The organism is Actinoplanes sp. DH11 (assembly GCF_020873875.1).
Lineage (GTDB): Bacteria > Actinomycetota > Actinomycetes > Mycobacteriales > Micromonosporaceae > Actinoplanes.
Genome location: NZ_JAHWGU010000018.1, coordinates 1 through 21,181, shown reverse-complemented (window position 1 = coordinate 21,181; position 21,181 = coordinate 1). Strand labels below are relative to the sequence as shown.

General features: G+C 70.9%; 20 protein-coding genes. 12 read left to right on the top strand and 8 right to left on the bottom strand.

The window, feature by feature from the left end:
• Complete coding sequence (locus LPA41_RS24840) at positions 1–675, top strand: hypothetical protein (protein ID WP_229073180.1); 675 nt, start codon at positions 1–3, stop codon at positions 673–675.
• Between the two features lie 31 nt (positions 676–706).
• A complete protein-coding gene (locus LPA41_RS24835) occupies positions 707–2,062 on the top strand; it encodes an MAB_1171c family putative transporter (protein ID WP_229073179.1) in 1,356 nt (451 codons plus the stop codon).
• 23 nt (positions 2,063–2,085) lie between these two features.
• Here LPA41_RS24835 and LPA41_RS24830 read toward each other — a convergent pair.
• The 3 genes from LPA41_RS24830 to LPA41_RS24820 all read right to left on the bottom strand — a co-directional run bounded on the left by LPA41_RS24830 (position 2,086) and on the right by LPA41_RS24820 (position 4,533).
• A protein-coding gene (locus LPA41_RS24830) for an IS5 family transposase (RefSeq protein ID WP_374238206.1) occupies positions 2,086–2,993 on the bottom strand; the annotation gives its coding sequence in 2 pieces (ribosomal slippage) (positions 2,086–2,619 and positions 2,622–2,993; 906 coding nt in all).
• 85 nt (positions 2,994–3,078) lie between these two features.
• The gene (locus tag LPA41_RS24825) at positions 3,079–3,531 is read right to left on the bottom strand and encodes a helix-turn-helix domain-containing protein (RefSeq protein WP_229073178.1); all 453 of its coding nucleotides are present in this window, start codon (positions 3,529–3,531) and stop codon (positions 3,079–3,081) included.
• 303 nt (positions 3,532–3,834) lie between these two features.
• The gene (locus LPA41_RS24820) at positions 3,835–4,533 is read right to left on the bottom strand and encodes a hypothetical protein (RefSeq protein WP_229073177.1); all 699 of its coding nucleotides are present in this window, start codon (positions 4,531–4,533) and stop codon (positions 3,835–3,837) included.
• 178 nt (positions 4,534–4,711) lie between these two features.
• Here LPA41_RS24820 and LPA41_RS24815 point away from each other — a divergent pair, with 178 nt between their 5' ends.
• From LPA41_RS24815 to LPA41_RS24775, 9 genes are all read left to right on the top strand, one after another.
• Positions 4,712–6,160 carry an FAD-linked oxidase C-terminal domain-containing protein gene (locus LPA41_RS24815; protein WP_229073176.1) on the top strand — a complete coding sequence of 483 codons (1,449 nt, stop codon included), beginning with the start codon at positions 4,712–4,714 and terminating at the stop codon, positions 6,158–6,160.
• A gap of 2 nt (positions 6,161–6,162) precedes the next feature.
• Complete coding sequence (locus LPA41_RS24810) at positions 6,163–7,398, top strand: FAD-binding oxidoreductase (protein WP_229073175.1); 1,236 nt, start codon at positions 6,163–6,165, stop codon at positions 7,396–7,398.
• 48 nt (positions 7,399–7,446) lie between these two features.
• Positions 7,447–8,826, top strand: coding sequence for a (Fe-S)-binding protein (locus tag LPA41_RS24805; RefSeq protein WP_229073174.1), 1,380 nt, complete (start codon positions 7,447–7,449; stop codon positions 8,824–8,826).
• A gap of 167 nt (positions 8,827–8,993) precedes the next feature.
• Positions 8,994–10,118, top strand: coding sequence for a cellulose binding domain-containing protein (locus LPA41_RS24800; protein ID WP_229073173.1), 1,125 nt, complete (start codon positions 8,994–8,996; stop codon positions 10,116–10,118).
• 114 nt (positions 10,119–10,232) lie between these two features.
• Positions 10,233–10,664, top strand: a complete 432-nt coding sequence (locus LPA41_RS24795) for a DUF1801 domain-containing protein (RefSeq protein WP_229073172.1) — start codon at positions 10,233–10,235, stop codon at positions 10,662–10,664.
• Positions 10,665–10,693: 29 nt separating this feature from the next.
• Entirely contained in the window at positions 10,694–10,987 is a 294-nt protein-coding gene (locus tag LPA41_RS24790) for a hypothetical protein (RefSeq protein ID WP_229073171.1), read from the top strand.
• 43 nt (positions 10,988–11,030) lie between these two features.
• On the top strand, positions 11,031–11,510 hold the full coding sequence (gene smpB / locus LPA41_RS24785; RefSeq protein WP_229073170.1) for an SsrA-binding protein SmpB: 480 nt from the start codon (positions 11,031–11,033) through the stop codon (positions 11,508–11,510).
• A gap of 9 nt (positions 11,511–11,519) precedes the next feature.
• On the top strand, positions 11,520–12,542 hold the full coding sequence (locus tag LPA41_RS24780; protein ID WP_229073169.1) for an LLM class flavin-dependent oxidoreductase: 1,023 nt from the start codon (positions 11,520–11,522) through the stop codon (positions 12,540–12,542).
• A 19-nt stretch (positions 12,543–12,561) separates the two neighbouring features.
• Positions 12,562–13,287, top strand: coding sequence for an alanyl-tRNA editing protein (locus LPA41_RS24775; RefSeq protein WP_229073168.1), 726 nt, complete (start codon positions 12,562–12,564; stop codon positions 13,285–13,287).
• A gap of 33 nt (positions 13,288–13,320) precedes the next feature.
• Here LPA41_RS24775 and LPA41_RS24770 read toward each other — a convergent pair whose 3' ends face one another.
• The 5 genes from LPA41_RS24770 to LPA41_RS24750 all read right to left on the bottom strand — a co-directional run bounded on the left by LPA41_RS24770 (position 13,321) and on the right by LPA41_RS24750 (position 19,361).
• Positions 13,321–14,442 carry a sugar ABC transporter substrate-binding protein gene (locus LPA41_RS24770; RefSeq protein WP_229073167.1) on the bottom strand — a complete coding sequence of 374 codons (1,122 nt, stop codon included), beginning with the start codon at positions 14,440–14,442 and terminating at the stop codon, positions 13,321–13,323.
• Positions 14,443–14,662: 220 nt separating this feature from the next.
• Positions 14,663–15,532, bottom strand: coding sequence for a carbohydrate ABC transporter permease (locus LPA41_RS24765; RefSeq protein WP_229073166.1), 870 nt, complete (start codon positions 15,530–15,532; stop codon positions 14,663–14,665).
• Positions 15,529–16,473 carry a carbohydrate ABC transporter permease gene (locus LPA41_RS24760; RefSeq protein WP_229073165.1) on the bottom strand — a complete coding sequence of 315 codons (945 nt, stop codon included), beginning with the start codon at positions 16,471–16,473 and terminating at the stop codon, positions 15,529–15,531. Before LPA41_RS24760 ends, LPA41_RS24765 begins: the two co-directional genes overlap by 4 nt.
• On the bottom strand, positions 16,470–17,852 hold the full coding sequence (locus tag LPA41_RS24755; RefSeq protein WP_229073164.1) for an ABC transporter substrate-binding protein: 1,383 nt from the start codon (positions 17,850–17,852) through the stop codon (positions 16,470–16,472). The genes LPA41_RS24760 and LPA41_RS24755 overlap by 4 nt, the downstream gene beginning before the upstream one ends.
• An 81-nt stretch (positions 17,853–17,933) precedes the next feature.
• Complete coding sequence (locus LPA41_RS24750; protein ID WP_229073163.1) at positions 17,934–19,361, bottom strand: NAD-dependent succinate-semialdehyde dehydrogenase; 1,428 nt, start codon at positions 19,359–19,361, stop codon at positions 17,934–17,936.
• Between the two features lie 72 nt (positions 19,362–19,433).
• On the opposite strand from LPA41_RS24750, the gene LPA41_RS24745 reads away from it, so the two are divergent.
• Positions 19,434–20,909 carry an alpha-amylase family glycosyl hydrolase gene (locus LPA41_RS24745; protein ID WP_229073162.1) on the top strand — a complete coding sequence of 492 codons (1,476 nt, stop codon included), beginning with the start codon at positions 19,434–19,436 and terminating at the stop codon, positions 20,907–20,909.
• Positions 20,910–21,181: the final 272 nt, after the last annotated feature.

Below are 21,181 nucleotides of genomic sequence, written 5' to 3'. Positions count from 1 at the left end.
ATGGGTGGACTGCGGGTGCCGGTGTCGCTCCGGCGGCGGTGCGCGCGACGGTTGCGCGGCATCCGCGTTCCCGACCCGTTCGATCTCGACGCCTTCTGCGCCGAGGTCGCCGCCTCCCGTGGGCGGCCGCTGCACCGGCGCCCGCTGCCGGGTCTCGGCCCGGGCGCACCGTGCGGGCTGTGGCTGGGGCTGACCGGCGCCGACTACGTCTTCTACGACGCCGACACGTCACCGCTGCACGCCGAGCACATCGTGCTGCACGAGATCGCCCACATCCTCTGCGCGCACGGCGGAGGCAAGCTGCCGGGGCAACTCTTTCCCGACCTCGGCCCGGCACTGGTCGGCCAGGTGCTGACCGACCCCACCCAGCTCAGCGCCGGCCAGACCGGCGGCGGCCCGGTCGGTGGCGGCCCGGCCGGCGGCGGCCAGCTCGGGGGCGGCCAGCTCGCGCCCGGTGAAGTCGGGGGCGGCCGGAGAGGGGTCGGCCGGGTGCTGGGGCGGGCCTCTTACACCTGTGAGCAGGAGCGGGAGGCGGAGATGCTGGCCTCGATGATCCGTACCGCCCGGAGCGGTGGACCGAGTGGGCGTGAACCGAACCTGACGCTCTTCGGCAACGCGACCCTCGACACCGCGGTCCACCGGGTCGCCGACGCCCTCGGCGCGCCTCCACCGTGAGCGGGGCCCGGCGCGGGACCGGGCGGGGCTCGTGACTGTCGCCGCCGGCGTCTCGGTGGTGCTCTGGGTCGCCGTCGTGACACGGCTGCCGAGCCTGCGCCGCGACGTCCGCCACCGCGTGCTCTGGGCGAACCTGCTGGCCTGTGCTCTCACCGTCACGCTGGCGCTGCCCGCCCACGCCGCCGGCCGGCCCGCCCCGGTCGCCGCGCACCTGTGCGCCGTCGTCGCCGCGCACCTGCTGCTGCGGTTCGTCTGCCTGGTCACCGCCGCCGGGCGGCCCTGGGCGCAGCGCACCCTCACCGGCGCAGTGCTCGCGTTCATGTCGGTCTCGGCGCTGCACGAACCGCCCGGTTCGTCCTTCCCGCCGGACGCGCCGACAGGGTCACAGGTGGCGTACTGGACGGTCGTCAACGCCTACCTCGCCCTCGTGCTGCTGATGTGCGCGCGGGCGTGCACGATCATCGGCCGGGCCGCGCCGGCCGGGTCACTGCGAGGCGGGCTGCTGACCATGGCGGCCGGGATCGCGATCCTGTCCGGGTACGCGACGGTGAAGGCGCTGCTGATCACGGCGAGGGGGGCCGGCGCGCCACTGGATCTGCCGGCCTGGGAGCCGTGGGTTTCGGCACTGCGCACCGGTGGGGTGCTGCTCTACGTCGGCGGGGGCTCGGTGCCGGTGGTGGTGCGGGTGGGGACGGTGCTCCGGGCGTACCACTCGCTTCTGGTCCTGCGTCCGCTGTGGGCGGCGATGCGGGACGCCTACCCGGAGGTGGTGCTGATGCGGCCGGCGCGGGCGGCGCTGGCGATGACTGGTGAGGCGGGTGCGCGGCTGCGGGTGTACCGGCGCGTGATCGAGATCCGGGACGGCATGCTCGCCCTGCGCCATCATGTGCCGGCGCAGGCCGAGGCGGACGCACACGGCGAACGACGGACCGGCACAGAGCCGAGCGGCGAAACGGCGGCCGGAGAAACGGCGGCTGGGAAGGCGCAAGCCGGGGAACAGGCGGCCGGGGAACAGGCGGCCGGAGAAACGGCGGCCGGGAAGGCGCAAGCCGGGGAACAGGCGGCCGGGGAACAGGCGGCCGGGGAACAGGCGGCCGGCGAGGGCAGGGATCCGGCGGTGGTGGAGGCGCGGCGGATTGTGGTGGCTCTGCGGCGACGGGCTGCCGGTGCGGCGCTGGTGGAACCGCCCGGACGCTGGACTCCGGTCGGGCCGGAGATGGCCGACGAGGTGGCCTGGCTTTCCCGGGTGAGTCGTGCGTTCCGCCGTGAAGGGAAGGCGACGGCGGCGCATCGGACGGCCGCCGGGACCGGACCTGGCGAGAGCCCCGGAGCAGGCGCGGAGACCGGCGCAGGAACGACCGCACAGGGCCGGGACAGGGCCGGCTGAAGCGCTAGAGCGCATCTGACGGATCATGGTGAGCTCCGGTCGGGTTTCGCGCGGAGCCAGATCATGATCGAGGCGATGGTTACCGTTGCCTCGTAACGGTCTTTGAGCTTGTCGTACCGGGTGGCGACGGCCCGGAACTGCTTGAGCCTGTTGAAGGCCCGTTCCACCTGGTTACGGTCCTTGTACCGCTGTCCGTTGAAGTTCGGCGGCCGTCCACCCCGGGATCCCTTACGAGCGCGGCTTCTGCGCACATCATCGCGTTCTGGGATGGTGTGCGGGATCCGCCGGGCTCGCAGTGAACGCCGGTTGGCCTTCGACCCGTACGCCTTGTCCGCAGTCAGGTGATCAAGCCGTTTGCGGGGCCGGCCGATGCCTCCGGGCCGGGCCACCGCAACGTTGTCCAGCAGCGGCACGAGTTCCTTGGTGTCGGAGGCCTGTCCGGGTGTGAGCCGCTTGACCAGGCTGCGCCCACGTCCTTCGGCCAGCAGATGCAGTTTGGTGGTCAGTCTTCCTCGCGAGCGACCCATCCCTTGGGCTGCCCGCGAGTCGGCCGGACTCAGCCCCCTTTACGCGCCCCGGCGGCGTGCTGGTGCGCCCGGACGATGGTGGAGTCGACCTGCGCGCGCCAGTCGAGATCGCCGTCGGCATCGGCCTGCGTTTGCAGATGCCGCTCGATGCGCGCCCAGGTGCCGTCCTGCTCCCACCGGGAGAAACGGTCGTAACATGTCTTCGCCGGACCGTACCGCTCCGGGATCTGATCCCACTTCGCGCCGTTGTCGATCCGCCACAGGATCCCGTTGATCACCTGCCGGTGATCACGCCACCGGCCACCCCGCTGCGGTGCCATGGACGGCAACAACGGTTCCAGCCGCTCCCACTCCTGATCAGTCAGATCACCAGCCACAACACGCCAACGATCGACCACAGTCATCCGTGATGATCCGTCAGATGCGCTCTAAGCCCCGGGGGTGCTCCGACTCCCCGAGCTGAAGCGTGACAGGGGCCGGCTGAAGCGCTCAGCCCCGGGGGTGCTCCGACTCCCAGATCTGCCGGATCGCCTCGTTGATGGCGGCTCGGCCGCGCGGGGACACGTCGGCCGCCCGTAGTGCCATCTCGGTGATGCCGGCGTCGCGCAGGGTGTGCAGCAGGTCCAGCTGGCCGTTGACGCGGCGGGTGGTGTCGTCGTCGACGAAGTAGGCGGCCGGCACGCCGAAATAGGTGGCCAGCGCTGTCAGATGCTGCACAGTCGGGTTGTCGCGGCGGCCGGTCCGCAGTTGCCAGATGTAGGTGTGCGAGATCGCTACGCCCTGCCCGGCCCGGATCGCCTCGGCAACCGACATGTAGCTCGGCTCCGGGCGGCCCGTGGCGCGGAACAGCCGGTCCAGCTTTTCGGCGAACGAGGAGGCACCCTCAGATCCGGGCATCCCGCACCACTCCCCGCCGGCCCGCCGCTGGACCTCGCAGCTCACCGGTGACCATCATGGGCAGCGACAACGCCATGAGCAGCGACGATCACGCCAGGTAGCAGCGATGACGCCGATGCACATCCCCCGATGCCGGCCGACCATAAACTGAGGTTGATGAGCCGAAGAGAAGCCTAGGCCACAGTCGAGCATCGCTCAAGAAAGTTCACCGGGACGACTGAGTCCGCATCGGACGGTCGGGGGATGCCGGGATGGGCCGGTCGGCAAATTAGGGCGCCGCTGCGAATTCCACGGGGGAAGAACTCGCAACGGCGCATGGCGAACATTAGACCACTGAGGCCGCGCTGTCTATCCCACGCGCTGGACGACCGAGCCGACGAGTCGCTTCCAGTCCGCCTCGAAGCCCGGGGAGGCGCTCGCGTTGTTCAGGCGATAGATGGCGTACGTGTCGACGAGCACCACATTCCGGCTGGTCAGCACGGCCACGGCGGTGTCGGCCGTGCTCGGCTCGGCGGTGTCGTACCGCTTGTGGCGCACGATCACGAACCCGGACCAACCACCCTCGTCGAGCGCGCGCACCTCGGCCGTCTCGGTGTACGCCGGCTCATTGCGGTCGGCGGTCACGGTCTTCGGCACCTCGACGGACGGCGGGCACTGCTCGGCCACCGTGCGCAGCAGTTGCAGGCCGCTCGCGGCGGAGGTGGCGTCCGGGTAGACCAGGGCCGTCTGGTGCAGCGTCTGCGCGCCGGTCTGCCCCTCGTCGGCCAGTGACGACGACACCAGTTCGGCACCGGGCGGCACCTCGGGCGGCGTGCTGGTGCCGCCGCAGAAGCTGACCAGCTGCTGCGGCGGGGCGCTCTCGTCCGGCGCCGACCAGGTCGGGCCGACGTCGCCGGCCTGCAGGAACGCGCCGCGCATGGTGGTCACGGTGACGAGACCGCCGTCGGGGGTCGGTTCCGGATCGTCCGAGCCGCACCCGGCCACCAGCGCCAGGGCGCAGACGGCCGTGGCGGCGAGGCGGAGTGTCCGGCCAGCAGTCACGAGCATCGGGCCATCTTGACAGACCGGCGCGGCCTGCGGAAAAGCCCGCACAGGGGATCGACGGTGCGTGATGCGGCGGCCACCGGAGGCGAGCGGACCGGGCGCACCCGTCGCGCGTGGCGTGGATCACGGATAGCGTGACGAGTAGGTGACGTCATCGACGACAGCCACCGGGGAGGCGACGATGGACATCGATGCATTCGCGGCCCGGCTGCGGGCCGAGATCGGCGCGGACCGAGTGCTCACCGATCGGCAGCAGTTGCGGACCTACGAGTGTGACGGCCTGGCCCACTACAAGGTCATCCCCGCCGTGGTCGTGCTCGCCCGCAGCGAGGAACACGTCGTCGCCACCGTGCGGGCGTGCGCGCGGGAAGAAATCCCGTTCGTGGCACGCGGCTCCGGCACCGGACTGTCCGGCGGCGCCCTGCCGCACGCCGACGGGGTGCTGATCGTGACGTCCCAGCTGCGGGAGGTCGTCGAGCTGCGCCCGGAGGACGAGCGGGCCGTGGTGCAGCCCGGCGTGATCAACCTGAATGTCACGAAGGCCGCCACCCCGTACGGCTACTACTACGCCCCCGACCCGTCCAGCCAGCAGATCTGCTCGATCGGCGGCAACGTCGCGGAGAACTCCGGCGGCGCGCACTGCCTGAAGTACGGGTTCACCACCAACCACGTGACCGGCCTGCGCGTGGTCACCCCGGACGGCGAGGTGGTCCAGCTGGGCGGGCTGGCGCCGGACACACCGGGGTACGACCTGCTCGGCGCGTTCGTCGGCTCGGAGGGGACGCTCGGCATCGCGACCGAGGTGACGGTCCGGCTGACCCGGTTGCCGGAGACCGTCCGTACGCTGCTCGCCGCCTTCGCCTCCACCGACCAGGCCGGCGCCGCCACCTCGGCGATCATCGCGGCCGGCGTGGTGCCGGCGGCGATCGAGATGATGGACGCGCTCTCCATCGAGGCCGCCGAGGCGGCCGTCCACTGCGACTACCCGGCCGGCGCCGGCGCGGTGCTGATCGTGGAGCTGGACGGGCCGGCCGCCGAGGTGGCCGCCCAGTTCGACGAGGTGACCCGGATCTGCGACGACGCCGGGGCCTTCGCGACCCGGGTGGCCGCCGACGACGCGGAACGGCAGCTGATCTGGCGCGGCCGCAAGTCGGCGTTCGCCGCGGTCGGCCGGATCAGCCCGGACTACATCGTGCAGGACGGGGTGATCCCGCGGACCGCCCTGCCCGAGGTGCTGCGCCGGATCGGCGAGGTGGCGGACCAACACGGCGTCCGGGTGGCGAACGTCTTCCACGCCGGTGACGGCAACCTGCATCCGCTGGTGCTCTTCGACGACGCGGTGCCGGGCGAGGCGGAACGCGCCGAGAAGGTGTCCGGTGCGATCCTCGACCTCTGCATCGAGCACGGCGGCTCGATCACCGGGGAGCACGGCGTCGGCGTCGACAAGGCCCGCTACATGCCGCGGATGTTCAGCGACACCGACCTGGAGACCATGCACCTGGTGCGCTGCGCGTTCGACCCGGACAACCTGGCGAACCCGGGCAAGGTGTTCCCCACCCCGCGTCTCTGCGGCGAGCGGCCCGGCCGCCGGCAGGGCGCCTTCGAGCACGAGGGCGCGGAGGTGTTCTGACGATGCCCGTCCTGGACGATCTCGCGGTCGCCGCCGGCGACGACGACGTGGTCGGCGGCGTGCCGGCCCGGCTGGTCGCGGCACCGGCCAGCACCGAGGAGGCGGCGGCCCTGGTCGCCGCGTCCGCCGGCCTCGCCGTGGTGATCCGGGGTGGCGGCACCAAGGTGCAGCAGGGCCCGCCACCCCGCGAACTGGATCTGATCATCGACACGCGGCGGCTGACCGGGGTGGTCGAGCACGCGGCCGGCGACCTCATCACGGTGGTCCGCGCCGGCACGCCGATGAGCGAACTGCACGCGCTGCCCGCTCAGCAGCTCGCCCTCGACGCCCCGCCGGGCGCCACCGCGGGCGGGACCGTCGCGGCGAACGCCGGCGGGCCGCGCCGGTTGCGCTACGGCACCGCCCGGGACCTGCTGATCGGCATCACCGTGATCCGGCCCGACGGCCTGGTCACCCGGGCCGGCGGCAAGGTGGTGAAGAACGTCGCCGGCTACGACCTGGGCAAGCTCTACACCGGTTCCTTCGGAACCCTCGGGTTGATCACCGAGTGTGTCTTCCGGCTGCATCCGGAGCCGGCCGCGACCTCTTTCGTACGGGCGTACGCGGCACCCGGACACGCCGCCCGGATCCTCGCCGCCCAGGTGGCGCCGAGCGCTCTCGAGGTGTACGCCGCGCCCGGCGCCGACCCGGAGGTCGCGGTGCTGCTCGAGGGCACCGCCGCGGGGGTGCGCGAGCGGGCCGCGACGGTGGCCGCCCTGCTCGGCGGCGACGTGACCGCGGAACCGCCGCCGTGGTGGGGCGTGCCGCCGCCCGGTGACCTGACACTCCAGCTGACCGGGGTGTTGTCGCAGGTGCCGGCACTGGTGGCGACGGCGGTGGGCGCCGGGGCGACGGTGACCGGCTCGGCCGGAGCCGGCGTCCTGCACGCCGGCTTCGACACCGGATCCGGTTCCGCCGCCGGGTCCGGTTCCGCCGCCGGATCCGGTTCCGCCGGGTCGGGTCCCGCCGCACGTTCTGGTTCCGCCGGGTGCGGTGATCCGCACGGCCGGGTGGAGCTGATCCGGGCCGCCGCGCTGCGGGCCGGCGGGCATGCCGTGGTGCGGACCGCGCCGCCGGGCCTGCGCGACACCCTGGACATGTGGGGCCCGGTGCCGGGGCTGGCACTGATGCGCCGGGTGAAGGAGCGGTTCGACCCGGCACACCGGTTCGCGCCGGGCCGGTTCGTCGGCGGGATCTGAACGAGACCTGACCAGCGCCGCGGTTTTCGACGGACGGAGGCTTTCGAGATGGCCGATGTGGACGCCACCCACGGCACCGGCACGCCACCGCCGGATGCGCTGCGGGCCGCCGGGCAGCTCGGGCCACCACCCGGCCCGCCCGCGTTCGACGGCGAGCACCCGCCGTCGGCCGGCATCGTCTCGGACTGCGTGCACTGCGGGTTCTGCCTGACCACCTGCCCGACCTACACCCTGTGGGGCGAGGAGATGGACTCGCCGCGCGGCCGGATCCACCTGATCGGGCAGGGACTCTCCGGTGAACCGCTCAGCGACTCGATGGTCACCCACTTCGACAACTGTCTCGGCTGCATGGCGTGTGTGACGGCGTGCCCGTCCGGGGTGCGCTACGACCGGCTGATCGAGGACACCCGGGCGCAGGTGGAACGACGCCACGACCGGAGCCCCGCCGATCGGGCGCGCCGGGCGGCCATCTTCGCGCTGTTCCCGTACCCCCGCCGCCTCCGCCTGTTGCGGGGACCGCTTCGCGCGTACCAGAAATCGGGTCTGCAGCAATTGATCGGCCGCACCGGCCTGCTGGAACGCGTGGCACCCACCCTCGCCGCGCTGGAGAGCCTGGCGCCCCGGTTGCGCCGGGTGGCACCGCCGCCGCGCCGCGTCGCGGCCCGAGGCACCCGCCGAGCCGTCGTGGGCATGCTCACCGGATGCGTGCAGTCAGCGTTTTTCCCCGAGGTCAACGCCGCTACGGTACGGATCCTCGCGGCCGAGGGCTGCGAGGTGCTGATCCCGGCCGGTCAGGGGTGCTGCGGCGCGCTGAGCGTGCACAACGGTCGCCGGGCCGAGGCGGAGCGGTTCGCCCGGCGGTTGATCGACGTGTTCGAGCAGACCGGAATGGATTACTTCGTGGTGAACGCGGCCGGCTGCGGGTCGACGCTGAAGGAGTACGGTGAGCTGCTCGCCGGCGACCCGGCCTACGCGTCCCGGGCGGCCGCGTTCGCCGCGAAGGTCCGTGATCTCGCCGAGGTGCTGGTGGAACTCGGCCCGGTCGCCCCGCGGCACCCGCTGCCGATCGTCGCGGCCTATCACGACGCGTGCCATCTCGGGCACGCTCAGGGGGTGCGGGCGCAGCCGCGGGCGCTGCTGCACGGCATCCCTCGGCTGGAGGTCCGGGAGATCGCGGATCCGGAGATCTGCTGCGGCTCGGCCGGCGTCTGGAACGTGCTGAACCCGGTGCCCGCCGCCGAACTGGGTGACCGGAAGGCGGCGTCCGTGCTGGCCACCGGTGCCGGGCTGCTGGTGACATCGAACCCTGGGTGCTTGATGCAGGTGGCGGCCGCGATCCGGCGGCGGGGCGGTTCGATCGCCCTGGCGCACACGGCGCAGGTCCTCGACGCGTCGATCCGCGGGCTGGGGCCGGAGGCGCTGACCTAGCTGCGCCCGGCGCGGCTCGGATCAGCTCGGCGTGAGTGGGCGCGGCGCGAGTGGGCGCGGCTTGGCTTGGCTTTGGCTTGGCTTGGCTTGGCTTGGTGCGGCTTTTCGCGAGGCCATCGATGTGCGTTAATGGGAGCGCTCCCATTCCCCGATCCCCGGAGAGCCCCATGAAGCCACGGAGACTCACCGTCCTCGCCGCCGCCTGCGCCGTCCTGGCCGGTGGCCTCGTGTCGATCGCCGGCCGGGCCGACGCCGCCGCCGGTTGTTCCGTGAAGTACACCGTCTCCAGCCAGTGGCCCGGCGGATTCGGCGCCACCGTCGACGTCACCAACCTCGGCGACCCGGTGAGTTCCTGGACGCTTACCTTCGCCCTCTCCGCCGGGCAGACGATCGGCCAGCTCTGGAACGGGACGGTGACCCAGTCCGGCACCGCGGTGACCGTGCGCAACGCCGGCTGGAACGGCGCCGTCGGGACCGGTGGCACAGCCTCGTTCGGCTTCACCGGATCCTGGGCGGGCGCCAACCCGGCGCCGTCATCGTTCGCCCTCAACGGTGTCGCCTGCACCGGCGGCGTGACACCGACCGGCTCCACCTCCCCCAGCACCTCACCCTCCGTCTCGCCGTCCCTCAGCACATCACCCAGCACGTCCCCCAGCACGTCACCCTCCACGTCGACGCCGCCCGGTGACGGGCCGACGCGCGTGATGGCGCTCGGCGACTCCATCACCGGCTCCCCCGGCTGCTGGCGGGCGCTGCTCTGGCAGAGACTGCCGGCGGCCGAGGTCGACTTCGTCGGGACGCTGCCCGGTCAGGGATGCGGCTTCGCCTACGACGGCGAGAACGAGGGGCACGGCGGGTACCTGGTGACGAACGTGGCCGCCCAGAACCTGCTGCCGGGCTGGCTGGCCACCAGCGATCCGGACGTGGTGCTGATGCACTTCGGCACCAACGACGCCTGGAGCAACCTGCCGCCGGCCACCATCCTGAACGCCTACACGACCCTCGTCGGGCAGATGCGCGCGGCCAACCCCCGGATGCGGGTCATCGTCGCGCAGATCATCCCGCTGAACCCGCCCACCTGCGCCGACTGCGGGCAACGCGTGGTGGCCCTGAACGCGGCGATCCCCGGCTGGGCCGCGTCGCTGAGCACGGCCGCCTCCCCGATCACCGTGGTCGACCAGTGGACCGGGTTCGACACGGCGACCGACACCTACGACGGTGTGCATCCCAACGACACCGGCAACACGAAGATCGCCAACCGCTGGTACCCGGCGGTGTCGGCCGCCCTGTAGTTAGCGGCCGCCTCCGACCGCTGCTGCCCGAACGGGGGGACGCGGCGGGTCCGGCTTCGGACTGCGGCACAACGGGCATGCCCCGTGGCCTCGGTCCGGGCCTAGGATGACGGGATGGCCGAGCCCAAGACGTCGCGGACCGGGCAGAGCGTGACCGAGTTCCTGGCCGCCGTCCCCGATCCGCGGCGCCGGGCGGACGCCGAGGCCGCCTGCGCGCTGATGGCCGCGGCGACCGGGGCCGAGCCGGTCATGTGGGGCAGTGCGATCGTCGGCTTCGGGACGTACCACTACCGCTATCACACCGGCACCGAGGGCGACTGGCCGGCGGTCGGGATGTCGCCGCGGAAACAGGCGCTCACCCTCTATGTGTCGGCGGGCTTCGAGGCGTACCCCGATCTGCTCTCCCGGCTCGGCCCGCACCGCACCGGGAAGTCCTGCCTGTACCTCAAACGCCTCGCCGACGTGGATCAGGAAGCGCTGCGGGAGCTGGTGACGGCGGGTTACCAGCACCTGAACGGCAAAACAGTGATCACCGAGAGGGTGTAACGGTCCGAACCGGACGGCATAATCATCCGGTGGACAATTGGGAGTACGCGCGGCTCGAGTACCGCGCGGCGGGCACGCTGGGATCCGACCGTTTCATGGACTGGACGGCGACGTTCCATCATCCGGGCGGTGTGCTGCGCTGGGGCACCGACGAGCGCTACGACGACATCCGCCACCTGAACCGGGCGGGGGCGGCGGGCTGGCAGGCGTACGACCGCGCGGCCATGCACGTCAAGGACGAGCCGCACCGGCTGAGCAGCGTGACGTACTCGATGCGCCGGCCGATCCCGGTCGACCCGCCGAGTGTGCCCGGGGTGTCCTGACCTGTCACACCGGTGTCATGCCGGGGGGCCTAGGGTTTCCGGTGTGGGTAGGGAAACCGGGACCAAACTGATCGCCTCGAACAAGAAGGCGCGGCACGACTACGCGATCCTCAAGACGTATGAGGCGGGTCTCGTGCTGGCCGGGACCGAGGTCAAGTCGCTGCGCCTGGGCCGCGTGTCACTGGTGGACACGTTCGCCCAGGAGCACGACGGCGAGCTGATGCTCTACGGCCTGCACATCGCGGAGTACGGGTTCGGCAGCTGGACCAACCACGCGCCACGCCGCACCCGCAAGCTGCTGCTGCACAAGGCCGAAATCATCAAGATCCTCAACAAGCTGAACGAGGGGTCCGGCCTGACCCTGGTGCCGCTGTCGCTCTACTTCAAGGACGGCTGGGCCAAGGTCGAGCTGGGGCTGGCGCGCGGCCTGAAGTCTTACGACAAGCGGCAGGTGATGGCCGAGCGGGATGCCAAGAAGGAGATCGCCAGGGAGTTCGGCCGGCGCCTCAAGGGGCGGCGCTAGGCTCGGCGGGTGGAATTCGGTCTTGACACCTTCGGCGACGTCACCGTCGACACTGAGGGTAAGCGCCTCCCCTATGCCCAAGTGATTCGGAACGTCGTGGAGCAGGCGGTGCTGGCCGACCGGCTCGGCATCGATGCTTTCGGGGTCGGCGAGCACCACCGTGACGACTACGCCATCTCCGCACCGGAGATCGTGCTCGCGGCGATCGCCGCGCGCACCGAGCGGATCCGGCTCGGCACGGCGGTCACCGTGCTGAGCTCCGATGACCCGGTCCGGGTCTTCGAGCGCTTCGCCACCCTGGACGCGATCTCCGGCGGCCGGTCCGAGATCATCCTGGGCCGGGGCTCGTTCACCGAGTCGTTCCCGCTGTTCGGGTTCGACCTGACGGACTACGAGCGGCTCTTCTCGGAGAAGCTGGACCTGATGTCGCACCTGCTCACCGAGGACGCGGTGACCTGGTCGGGTTCGGTGCGGCCCGCGTTGGCCGAGCAGCACGTCTACCCGAAGACCGAGTCGGGCCGGATCCGGGCCTCGATCGGCGTGGGTGGCAGCCCGGAGTCGGTGGTCCGCGCCGCACAGTACGGCCTGCCGCTCGTCCTCGCGATCATCGGCGGCGAGCCGGCCCGGTTCGCGCCCTACGTCGACCTCTACCATCGAGCGCTCAAGGAGCTGGAGCAGTCGGAACAGCCGGTCGCCGTGCACTGCCCCGGTTTCGTCGCGGCCACCGACCAGGAGGCCATCGACCAGCTCTGGCCGCACGCGCGGCGGATGCTGGACCGGCTGGGCCGGGAGCGCGGCTGGCCGCGGATCACCCGGGACCGGTTCGAGGCCGACGTCACCGAGGGCGCCTGGCACGTGGGTTCGCCGGAGACGGTCGCCCAGAAGATCGCGGCGACCGTGCAGGCGCTGGGCATCCAGCGCTTCGACCTGAAGTTCGCGCACGGCACCCTGCCGCACGAGCAGCTGATGACGTGCGTCGAGCTGTACGGCTCACAGGTCCTCCCGAGGGTTAGGGAACTCCTGGCCGCGTGACCGGCGTTACAGTCGGTTCATGACCGAACGTCTGGATTGGGCCGACCCTACGGTCCGTGAGTGGGATTGCACCGTCGTCTGGTCGGATCCGGCCGATCCGGAGGCGGGCATCGTCCTGGACCGGTCGGCCTTCTATCCCGGTGGGGGCGGGCAGCCGCCGGACCATGGGGTGCTGCTCTGGGAGGGCGTCCAGACGCGGATCGTCGACACGCGAAAAAGAGACGAGTTCTATCTGGTGCCGGCGCCGGAGGATCCGGTGCCGGCGGCGGGCACCACGGTGCGCGGGGCGCTCGATGACGCGCGGCGGAGCAGCCTGATGCGTACGCATTCGGGGCTGCACATTCTCTGCGGTGCCGTGTTCCGGGATTTCGGGGCACTCGTGACCGGCGGCAACATGCAGCCGGGCGAGGCGCGGATGGACTTCAACCTGCCCGAGGTGCCGCCGGGGTTCAAGCAGACCCTGGAGGACGCGGTGAACGCGGAGATCGCCGCCGACCGCAAGATCGTGGCGCGGGTGCTGCCGCGGGCGGAGGCGCTCGAGATCCCGACGCTGGTCCGCACCCAGGACGCGCTGCCGCCGCTGGAGAACCCGGAGATCCGGGTGATCGACATCGTGGGGCTGGATGTGCAGGCCGACGGCGGCACCCACGTCGCCTCGACGCGGCAGGTCGGGCGGGTCGAGGTGGTCAAGGTGGAAAGCAAGGGCCGGCAGAACCGCCGGGTCCGGATCAGGATCGCGGACTGAGGTGGCGGCCTGCCGGCCCCTGAGAGAGCGTGCTTACTTGATGCCGGCTGCCGTGCAGGCCGCCTTGAACTCCGGGGTGCAGAGGTCCTTGACGGTCACGAAGCCGCTCGCGACCACCGACTTGATGTCCTTCTTCTTGATCGCGACCGGGTCCAGCTTCACGAACGGCACGTAGGCGCCCGACTCCGGGTCCTTCAGCTTGTCGTCGACCGGCGCCTTGACGTTGTTGTACAGCTTGATCGCCAGGTCGGCGGCCGCGTTGGCCTCCTTGGCGATCTCCTTGTAGACCGTCATGCACTGGTCGCCGGCGAGGATGTTCTGCAGACCCTGCACGGTGGCGTCCTGGCCGGTGACCGGGACGGTGCCGTTCAGCTTCTTCTCCCGCAGCACCTCGATCGCGGCGTTGCCGAGGCCGTCGTTGGCGGCCAGCACCCCGCGGACCTTCGGGAACTGCTTGATCATCTGCCCGAAGATCTCCCGGCCCTCGTCCTCGTCCCACTCCGGGACGAACTGGTCCGGGCCCTTGGTGAACTGGGCGGTGTCGAAGTATTCCTGCAGGACCCGGTCGTAGCCGGCCTTGAACAGGTGGGCGTTGTTGTCGGTCGGCGAGCCGTTGAGCTCGGCGATGATCGGGTTCTTGACGCCCTTGAGGCAGGTCGCGAGGCCCTGGGCCTGGAGTTCGCCGACCTTCTCGTTGTCGAAGCTGACGTAGTAGTCGGCGCCGCCGTTGAGGGTGAGCCGGTCGTAGTCGATCACCGGGATGCCACGGGACTTAGCGTTGTCGATGACTGCCTTGCCGCTCGCCGCGTCCAGGTTCGCGATCACCAGAACCTTGGCGCCGTTGTCGAGCATCGAGTCGCCGAGGCGCTTGAACTGCTCCTTGTCACCTTCGGCGTTCTCGATCTGGTACGGCACCTTGGCCTTCTCGAACGCGGCCTTGAGGTACTTCGGGTCGTCGGTGCTCCAGCGCTGCGAGCTCTTGGTGTCCGGCAGGATCACGCCGATGCCACCCGAGCCGGAGGAGGTGCCGCCGCTGCTCGTCGTCGCCGAGCCACTGTCGCCGGAGTCACCAGGGTCGGTGCCGTCGTCACAAGCCGTGAGGGTGACCGTGGTCATCAGGCCTGCGGCGACCAGGGCGAGCAGAGACTTACGCATGGCGATCTGTGTCCTCTCAGGGGGTCCCGAGCTGCGGTGGGGCGCTGAACGGCCCGCCTAGTATCGGCCAGCGCGTCACGGGAGCAGCATCGGGAGGGGGCCAGAGCACAAGATTATTCATTTTCTCACGGTTACTGCCAAACAAACACGAGCAGTAATCGTACGGTCGCTCTAACGCACCACGCGTTGCCCGATTTTCCCGACATGCACCTGCGATCCGTCAGGCTTTCTCGGCTCCCGCCGTCAATCCTTCGGTGAGCAGCCGCTCAGCCGCGAAGAATATGATCACGATTGGCAGCGTCAGCACAACGGAACCGGCCATCAAGACGGTCTTGCTGACCTCGATGCCGCCGGAGAGCTGCGCCAGGCCGAGCGAGACGGTCCAATCGGCCCGATCCTCCACCAGGAAGAGCAGAGCGAACAGAAATTCGTTCCACGCGATCATGAAGACGTACAGCGCGTTCGCCATCACGGCGGGCGCGGCGAGCGGCAGGATGATCTTGCGGAGGGTCTGCAACCGGCTGTACCCGTCGACGGCCGCCGCCTCCTCCAGACTCTCCGGGATCGTGCTGAGGTAGTTGCGCAGCATGTAGATCGAGACCGGCACGGTCTGCGCGATGTACACGATCGTCAGGCCGCCCAGCGAGCCACGCAGGCCGAGCCGGGTGAAGAGCACGAAGAGCGGGATGGCCAGCAGGATCGACGGGAACAGGTAGACCGAGAGGAACAGGAAGTGCACCTGGCGGCGGCCGGTGAAACGGAGCCTGCTGACGGCGTACGCGCCGGGGATCGACACCAGCAGCGTCAGCGCCGTCGCCGCCAGCGAGACGATCGCCGAGTTCGCCAGGAACCGCAGGAAGCCCTGACCGCCGTCGGACACCGACGTGAGCACCTCCTGGTAGGTGCCGATCGTCCACTCGGACGGCGGCACCCAGAGCTGCCCAGGATCCTGCAGGAGCTGCTCGATCGGGCGCACCGAGAGCAGCAGCATGTAAAGGAACGGGAAGATCGTCGCGACCAGCAGCACGATGATCACGACGGGGCGCAGCACCCCCAGGACGCGCGCCTCGATCGTCGCCCGGTCCCTCATGACTCCCCCTCGACCTTCGGCGCCAGGAACCGCAGATAGATCACCAGCAGCACGACCAGGCCGGCCGCGAGCACCAGCGCCTGCGCGGCGGCCGCGCCGACGTCGAAGCGGGCGGTGAGGAACTCGTAGACGCGCACGCTCACCACCTCGGTGCCGGCCCCGCCGCCGGTCAGCAGGTAGACGTCGTCGAACTTGTTGAACGTCATGATGAAGCGCAGCACACAGAGCAGCGCGATCACGGCGGAGAGCTGCGGCAGCAGGATGTGCCGGAAGTTCTGGGTGGGCGCGGCGCCGTCGACCCGGGCCGCCTCCTCCAACTCCTGCGGCACCGCCTGCAAGCGGGCCAGCAGGAACAGGAAGGCGAACGGGAAGTACCGCCACGACTCGAACGCGATCACGGTGAGCAGGGCCAGCGGGATCTCGATGTGCCAGCCGAGCAGGTCGAGGGCGTACTCCCGCTGGCTCAGGAAGGCGATCGGCCGGTCCCAGCCGAGGAACCGCATGCCCCAGTCGTTGACCAGGCCGAACTGCGGGCTGAGCAGGATCGTCCAGACGAACGTCACGGCCACCACCGGGGCCACGTACGGCAGCAGCACCGACGCCCGGACCAGGGTGCGGCCGCGGAACCGGCCCCGCAGGGCGAGCGCCGCGATCAGGCCGAGCACGATCGAGCCGAACGTCGAACCCACCGTGTAGACCACCGTCGTCCAGAGCGACGACCAGAATCCCGGCGAGGTGAGCACCAGCTCGAGGTTTGCCAGTGAGTAGTCGCCGAAGACGCCGGCCCGGCGCAGGTTGATCAGCCGGATCCGCTGGAAGGCCAGCATGATCGTCCAGAGGATCGGCGCGACCACGACGACCAGGACGACGATCAGCGTGGGTGACAGGTAGGCGAGCCCGGCCCGGTTCTCCCGTTGCCGCAGCGTCAGCGGTGCTTTCACTCGAGGGACTTCTGGATCGTCTTGACGTCCTCGGCGGCCCGCTCGGCCGCGCCGGCCGCGTCCAGTTCCCCCGTCGCCAGCCCGTTGATCGCCTTGGGCACCGGCAGCTCACCCAGGGTCGCACCCACGAGCGCGCCCTGCTTCTGCGGGAAGCCCCAGCGCTGGAACGTGTCCGGGCTCTGCCGCATCGCGGTGAGGAAGTCCTCGGGATAGAGCTCGGCGAGCGGCTTCTTCGTGTCCACGCCCGCGGGCAGCGTGCTCCAGGCGGTGGCGAACTTGGTCGCGTCCTCCGCCGTACCCTTGCGCACCGGGATCTTGCCTTCCGGCGCGATGCTCAGCCAGTCGGTGTAGCCCTCGTTCATCATGTAGGCCACGAAGCGCTTCGCCGCGTCGGTCTGCCCGCCGCCGGCCGTCAAGGCCCAGCTGGTGATCTCGCCGAACTGCGCCGGCCGGCCCTGCGGCCCGCTGACCGCGGTCACCACGCCGGTGTTCTTCGCCAGCCAGGTCGGGTCGTTCTTGCACTCGGCGCACGTGGGCAGGGCGTCGTTGCGCAGCCCGGCCAGCTCGTCGAGCAGGAACGAGGACCAGACCACCATCGACGCCTTGCCGGCGAAGTAGGTGGCACGGGTGGTGTCGACGTCCTGCGCGCCCGGCACCGACCAGTTCTTCAGCAGGTCGGAGTAGAGCTGGAAGGTCTCCACGCACTGCGGCGAGTCGAGCAGCACGGACTTCGCGTCGTCGACCATCTGGCAGTTGTTGCCGAGCGCCAGGTTCTCGAACGTCTGCTGGGTGAACGCGTCGTTCCCGACCGTCGCGAGGGTGATGCCCGCGACGTCCTTCGTGTTCAGCCGCTCCGCGGCCGCACGGATCGCGGCGTAGCTCTCCGGGGCGGCCAGACCGGCCTTCTCGAACAGGTCCTTGCGATAGAAGAGCAGCTGCGCCCAGCCGTCCGACGGCACCGCCCACTGTGCGCCGTCCTGACCGGTCAGCGCGAGCGCCGGCGCGGAGAACGTGCCCGTCCCGAGCTGATCCACCACGGCCTTGGCCGCCTCGGTGTCGAGGAGCTCGTTGGTGGCCATCTGCGCCACCGCGGCCAGCGGCAGGGCACCCACCACGTCGGGCAGCGTCCCGGCCGCCGCGGCCGAGGTGATCAGGCTGCTGAACTGGTTCTCGTCAGTCGCGACGATCTTCACCGGGATCCCGGTGGCCTTGGTGAACCCGTCGGCGATCCGCTGGGTGGCCTGCACCCGGTCGGTCAGGTTCTCCAAGCTCCAGACGGTGAGTGTCCCGTCCTCGTCACCACCACCCTCGTCGCCGCCGCAAGCCCCCAAGGTCAAAGCCAGCAGAACCGCTGTCGCGGCCGCAGGAACAGCCTTCATGATGTCCACCCCGTTACGCATCGATAACGAAGAACATCTCTGACCGTAAGCCCGCCGCCGCGACCGCGCGACCCGAAAGCTCTACCAGGTGACCGCGATGTACTTGGACTCCAAGTACTCCAGGAGGCCCTCGTGGCCGCCCTCACGACCGATTCCGCTCTGCTTGACACCACCGAACGGCGCGGCCGGGTCGCTCACCAGACCCCGGTTCAGGCCCACCATGCCTGCCTCGATCGCCTCACTGACCCGCAGGCCACGGGCCAGGTCGGCGGTGTAGACGTACGCCACCAGCCCGTACTCGGTGTCGTTCGCGAGCCGCACCGCCTCGTCCTCGCCGGTGAACGTCACGATCGGGGCGACCGGCCCGAAGATCTCCTCCCGCAGGATCGCCGAGTCCGGGGCCACCCCGGTCAGCACCGTCGGCGGGTAGTAGAAACCGGGACCCGCCGGCCGGCTGCCACCGGTGATCGCCTCGGCGCCGGCGTCCACGGCGGACCGGACCAGGTCGTCCACCTTCGCCACGGTGTCCTCGTTGACGAGCGGGCCCACCTGTGTCTTCTCGTCCGTGCCGGGGCCGACCACCAGCGCCGACATGCGCTGCGCGAGCCGGCGGGAGAACTCCTCAGCGATCGGCGACTCCACGAAGAACCGGTTCGCCGCGGTGCACGCCTCCCCGCCGTTACGCATCTTGGCGATCATCGCGCCCTCGATCGCCGCGTCCAGGTCGGCGTCGGCGAAGACCACGAACGGCGCGTTGCCGCCCAGCTCCATCGACGTGTTCACCACGTTCTCGGCGGCCTGGGCGAGCAGGATCCGGCCCACCTCCGTCGAACCGGTGAACGACAACTTGCGGACCCGCTGGTCACGCAGCATCATCGAGACGACCTTGCCGGAGCTGCGCGACGGCAGCACGTTCACCACGCCGTCCGGCACACCGGCCTCGGCCAGCAGCGCGGCCATCGCGAGCGCCGTCAGCGGGGTGTCGCTGGCCGGCTTCAGGATCACCGTGCATCCGGCGGCCAGCGCCGGGCCGATCTTGCGGGTGGCCATCGCTGCCGGGAAGTTCCACGGCGTCACCAGGACACAGACGCCGACCGGCTGCCGCACCACCAGGATCTTGTTGGCACCGGACGGCGCGGTCGCGATGGCGCCCTCACCACGGACCGCCTCCTCGGCGAACCAGCGGAAGAACTCCGCGGCGTACGTGACCTCGCCCTTCGCGTCCACGAGGGCCTTGCCGTTCTCCAGGCTGATCAGCTTCGCCAGGTCGTCGGCGCGCTGCGTCATCAACTCGAAGGCCTTGCGGAGCACCTCAGCCCGTACTCTCGGGGGTGTCGCCGCCCAGGCCGGACCGGCCGCCGCCGCCGCATCCACCGCGGCGATCGCGTCCGCCTCGCCACCGTCCGCGACCGAGGCGATCGTGTCGCCGCTCGCCGGGTCCAGCACGTCGAAACGGCTGCCCGACGAGGCCGGCACCCAGCTCCCGCCAATGAACAGTTCGGTTTCCACAACGGCTCCTTCGTCTACGTCATCTTGCTCCCCCACACTGCGCGCCGCCACGCATCCGCGCACACTGGGGGCATGGCGGGGGTGTGGTGGCGCGACGGCGTGGTGTATCAGGTCTATCCAAGATCATTCGCGGATGCGAACGGCGACGGCATCGGCGATCTGGCCGGTCTGACGGCCCGGCTCGGGCACATCGCGGACCTGGGCGCCGACGCCGTCTGGCTCACCCCGTTCCAGACCTCACCCCAAGACGATCACGGGTACGACGTGAGCGACTACACCGGCGTCGATCCACTGTTCGGGGACCTGCCGGCATTCCAGGCCATGCTGGAGCGGGCACACGACCTCGGCCTGCGCGTGATCATCGACATTGTCCCGAACCACTGCTCGTCCCAGCACCCGATCTTCCAGGAGGCGCTGGCCGGTTCCGAGTCGGCGCGGGCCCGGTTCCATTTCACCTCCGCCCCCAACGACTGGCCGAGCGTCTTCGGCGGCTCCGCCTGGGAACCCGCCGGCGACGGCACGTGGTACCTGCACCTCTACGCGCCTACCCAGCCCGACTGGAACTGGCGGGACCCGCGGACCGCGCCCTTCTTCGACGAGGTGCTCCGGTTCTGGTTCGGCCTCGGCGTCGACGGCCTGCGGGTCGACGTGGCGTACGGCCTGTTCAAAGCCCCCGGCCTGCCGCCCCTGCCACCCGGCGTCATCCCGGCACCGGGCCGGTTACGGACCAACCCGCTCGCCTGCGACCAGCCCGAGACGCCCGCCGTCTACCAGCGGTGGCGGGAGATCGCCGACTCGTACACCCCGCAACGCGTCCTCGTCGGCGAAGTCAACCTGCCGCCGGACCGCGCCGCCCGTTACGTGGGGCCCGACCGGCTGCACCAGGCATTCGCGTTCGGCTTCGTGATGGCGCCCTGGGACGCGTCGGCATGGCAGCGGATCGGCGCCGAACTGCTCGAACACCGCCCCGTCACCTGGGTGGTCGAAAACCACGACGTGGTACGGACACCGACCCGTTACGGCAGCCCCGCACGCGCCCGGGCGGCGATGCTGACCGTGCTCGGCCTGCCCGGGGCGGCCTACCTCTACCAAGGACAGGAGTACGGGCTGCCCGAAGCCGACGTCCCGGAATCCGCGCGACAGGACCCGGCCTTCACCCGCTCCGGCATGTCCCGCGACGGCTGCCGCGTCCCGCTGCCCTGGCCGGACGGCTTCTCACCGCCGGGCTCGGCCCCGCCGTGGCTCCCCGTCCCGCCCGGCTGGGACGAACACCTGAACTCACCGTCCCTCCCCCTGTGCCGCTCCGCGATCGCGATCCGCCGCCGGCTCCACCACGAAGGCACCCTCACCGCCGACGACCCGGTGCAGTGGTCGGTGGACGCCGACGCCCGGCTGATCGCCCGCCGACCCGGGTTCACACTGGTGGTGGCGATGGGCAGCGGGCCCGTGCCGCTGCCGCCGGGCGAACTCCTGCTGAGCAGCGACCCTCTCACCCCGTCCGGCGACCTCCCCGCCGACGCGGCCGCCTGGCTCCGCGTGACGACCTGACCCTTCCGCCACGCGCGCCAGCCCGCCGATCGCCATCCGCAGCGCCCCGTTCGCCAGCATCGCCGCTTCATCGGGCCCTCAACTCCCACCCCTCCGGCCACTGAACCTTGCCGCCCGCGCCACCCGTCGCCGCTCGCGCCGGTCGCGCCGGTCGGGCCGGTCGCCGCCGGTCGGGCCGGTCGCCGCCGGTCGGGCCGGTCGCCGCCGGTCGGGCCGGTCGCCGCCGGTCGGGCCGGTCGCCGCCGGTCGGGCCGGTCGCCGCCGGTCGGGCC

Excerpts from the sequence above, each read along its gene's own strand:
- LPA41_RS24840 (WP_229073180.1), top strand. The coding sequence starts at position 1 with ATGGGTGGACTGCGGGTGCCGGTGTCGCTCCGGCGGCGGTGCGCGCGA.
- LPA41_RS24820 (WP_229073177.1), bottom strand. The coding sequence starts at position 4,533 with ATGCTCGTGACTGCTGGCCGGACACTCCGCCTCGCCGCCACGGCCGTC.
- LPA41_RS24815 (WP_229073176.1), top strand. The coding sequence starts at position 4,712 with ATGGACATCGATGCATTCGCGGCCCGGCTGCGGGCCGAGATCGGCGCG.
- LPA41_RS24810 (WP_229073175.1), top strand. The coding sequence starts at position 6,163 with ATGCCCGTCCTGGACGATCTCGCGGTCGCCGCCGGCGACGACGACGTG.
- LPA41_RS24805 (WP_229073174.1), top strand. The coding sequence starts at position 7,447 with ATGGCCGATGTGGACGCCACCCACGGCACCGGCACGCCACCGCCGGAT.
- LPA41_RS24800 (WP_229073173.1), top strand. The coding sequence starts at position 8,994 with ATGAAGCCACGGAGACTCACCGTCCTCGCCGCCGCCTGCGCCGTCCTG.
- LPA41_RS24795 (WP_229073172.1), top strand. The coding sequence starts at position 10,233 with ATGGCCGAGCCCAAGACGTCGCGGACCGGGCAGAGCGTGACCGAGTTC.
- LPA41_RS24775 (WP_229073168.1), top strand. The coding sequence starts at position 12,562 with ATGACCGAACGTCTGGATTGGGCCGACCCTACGGTCCGTGAGTGGGAT.
- LPA41_RS24770 (WP_229073167.1), bottom strand. The coding sequence starts at position 14,442 with ATGCGTAAGTCTCTGCTCGCCCTGGTCGCCGCAGGCCTGATGACCACG.
- LPA41_RS24765 (WP_229073166.1), bottom strand. The coding sequence starts at position 15,532 with ATGAGGGACCGGGCGACGATCGAGGCGCGCGTCCTGGGGGTGCTGCGC.
- LPA41_RS24755 (WP_229073164.1), bottom strand. The coding sequence starts at position 17,852 with ATGAAGGCTGTTCCTGCGGCCGCGACAGCGGTTCTGCTGGCTTTGACC.
- LPA41_RS24745 (WP_229073162.1), top strand. The coding sequence starts at position 19,434 with ATGGCGGGGGTGTGGTGGCGCGACGGCGTGGTGTATCAGGTCTATCCA.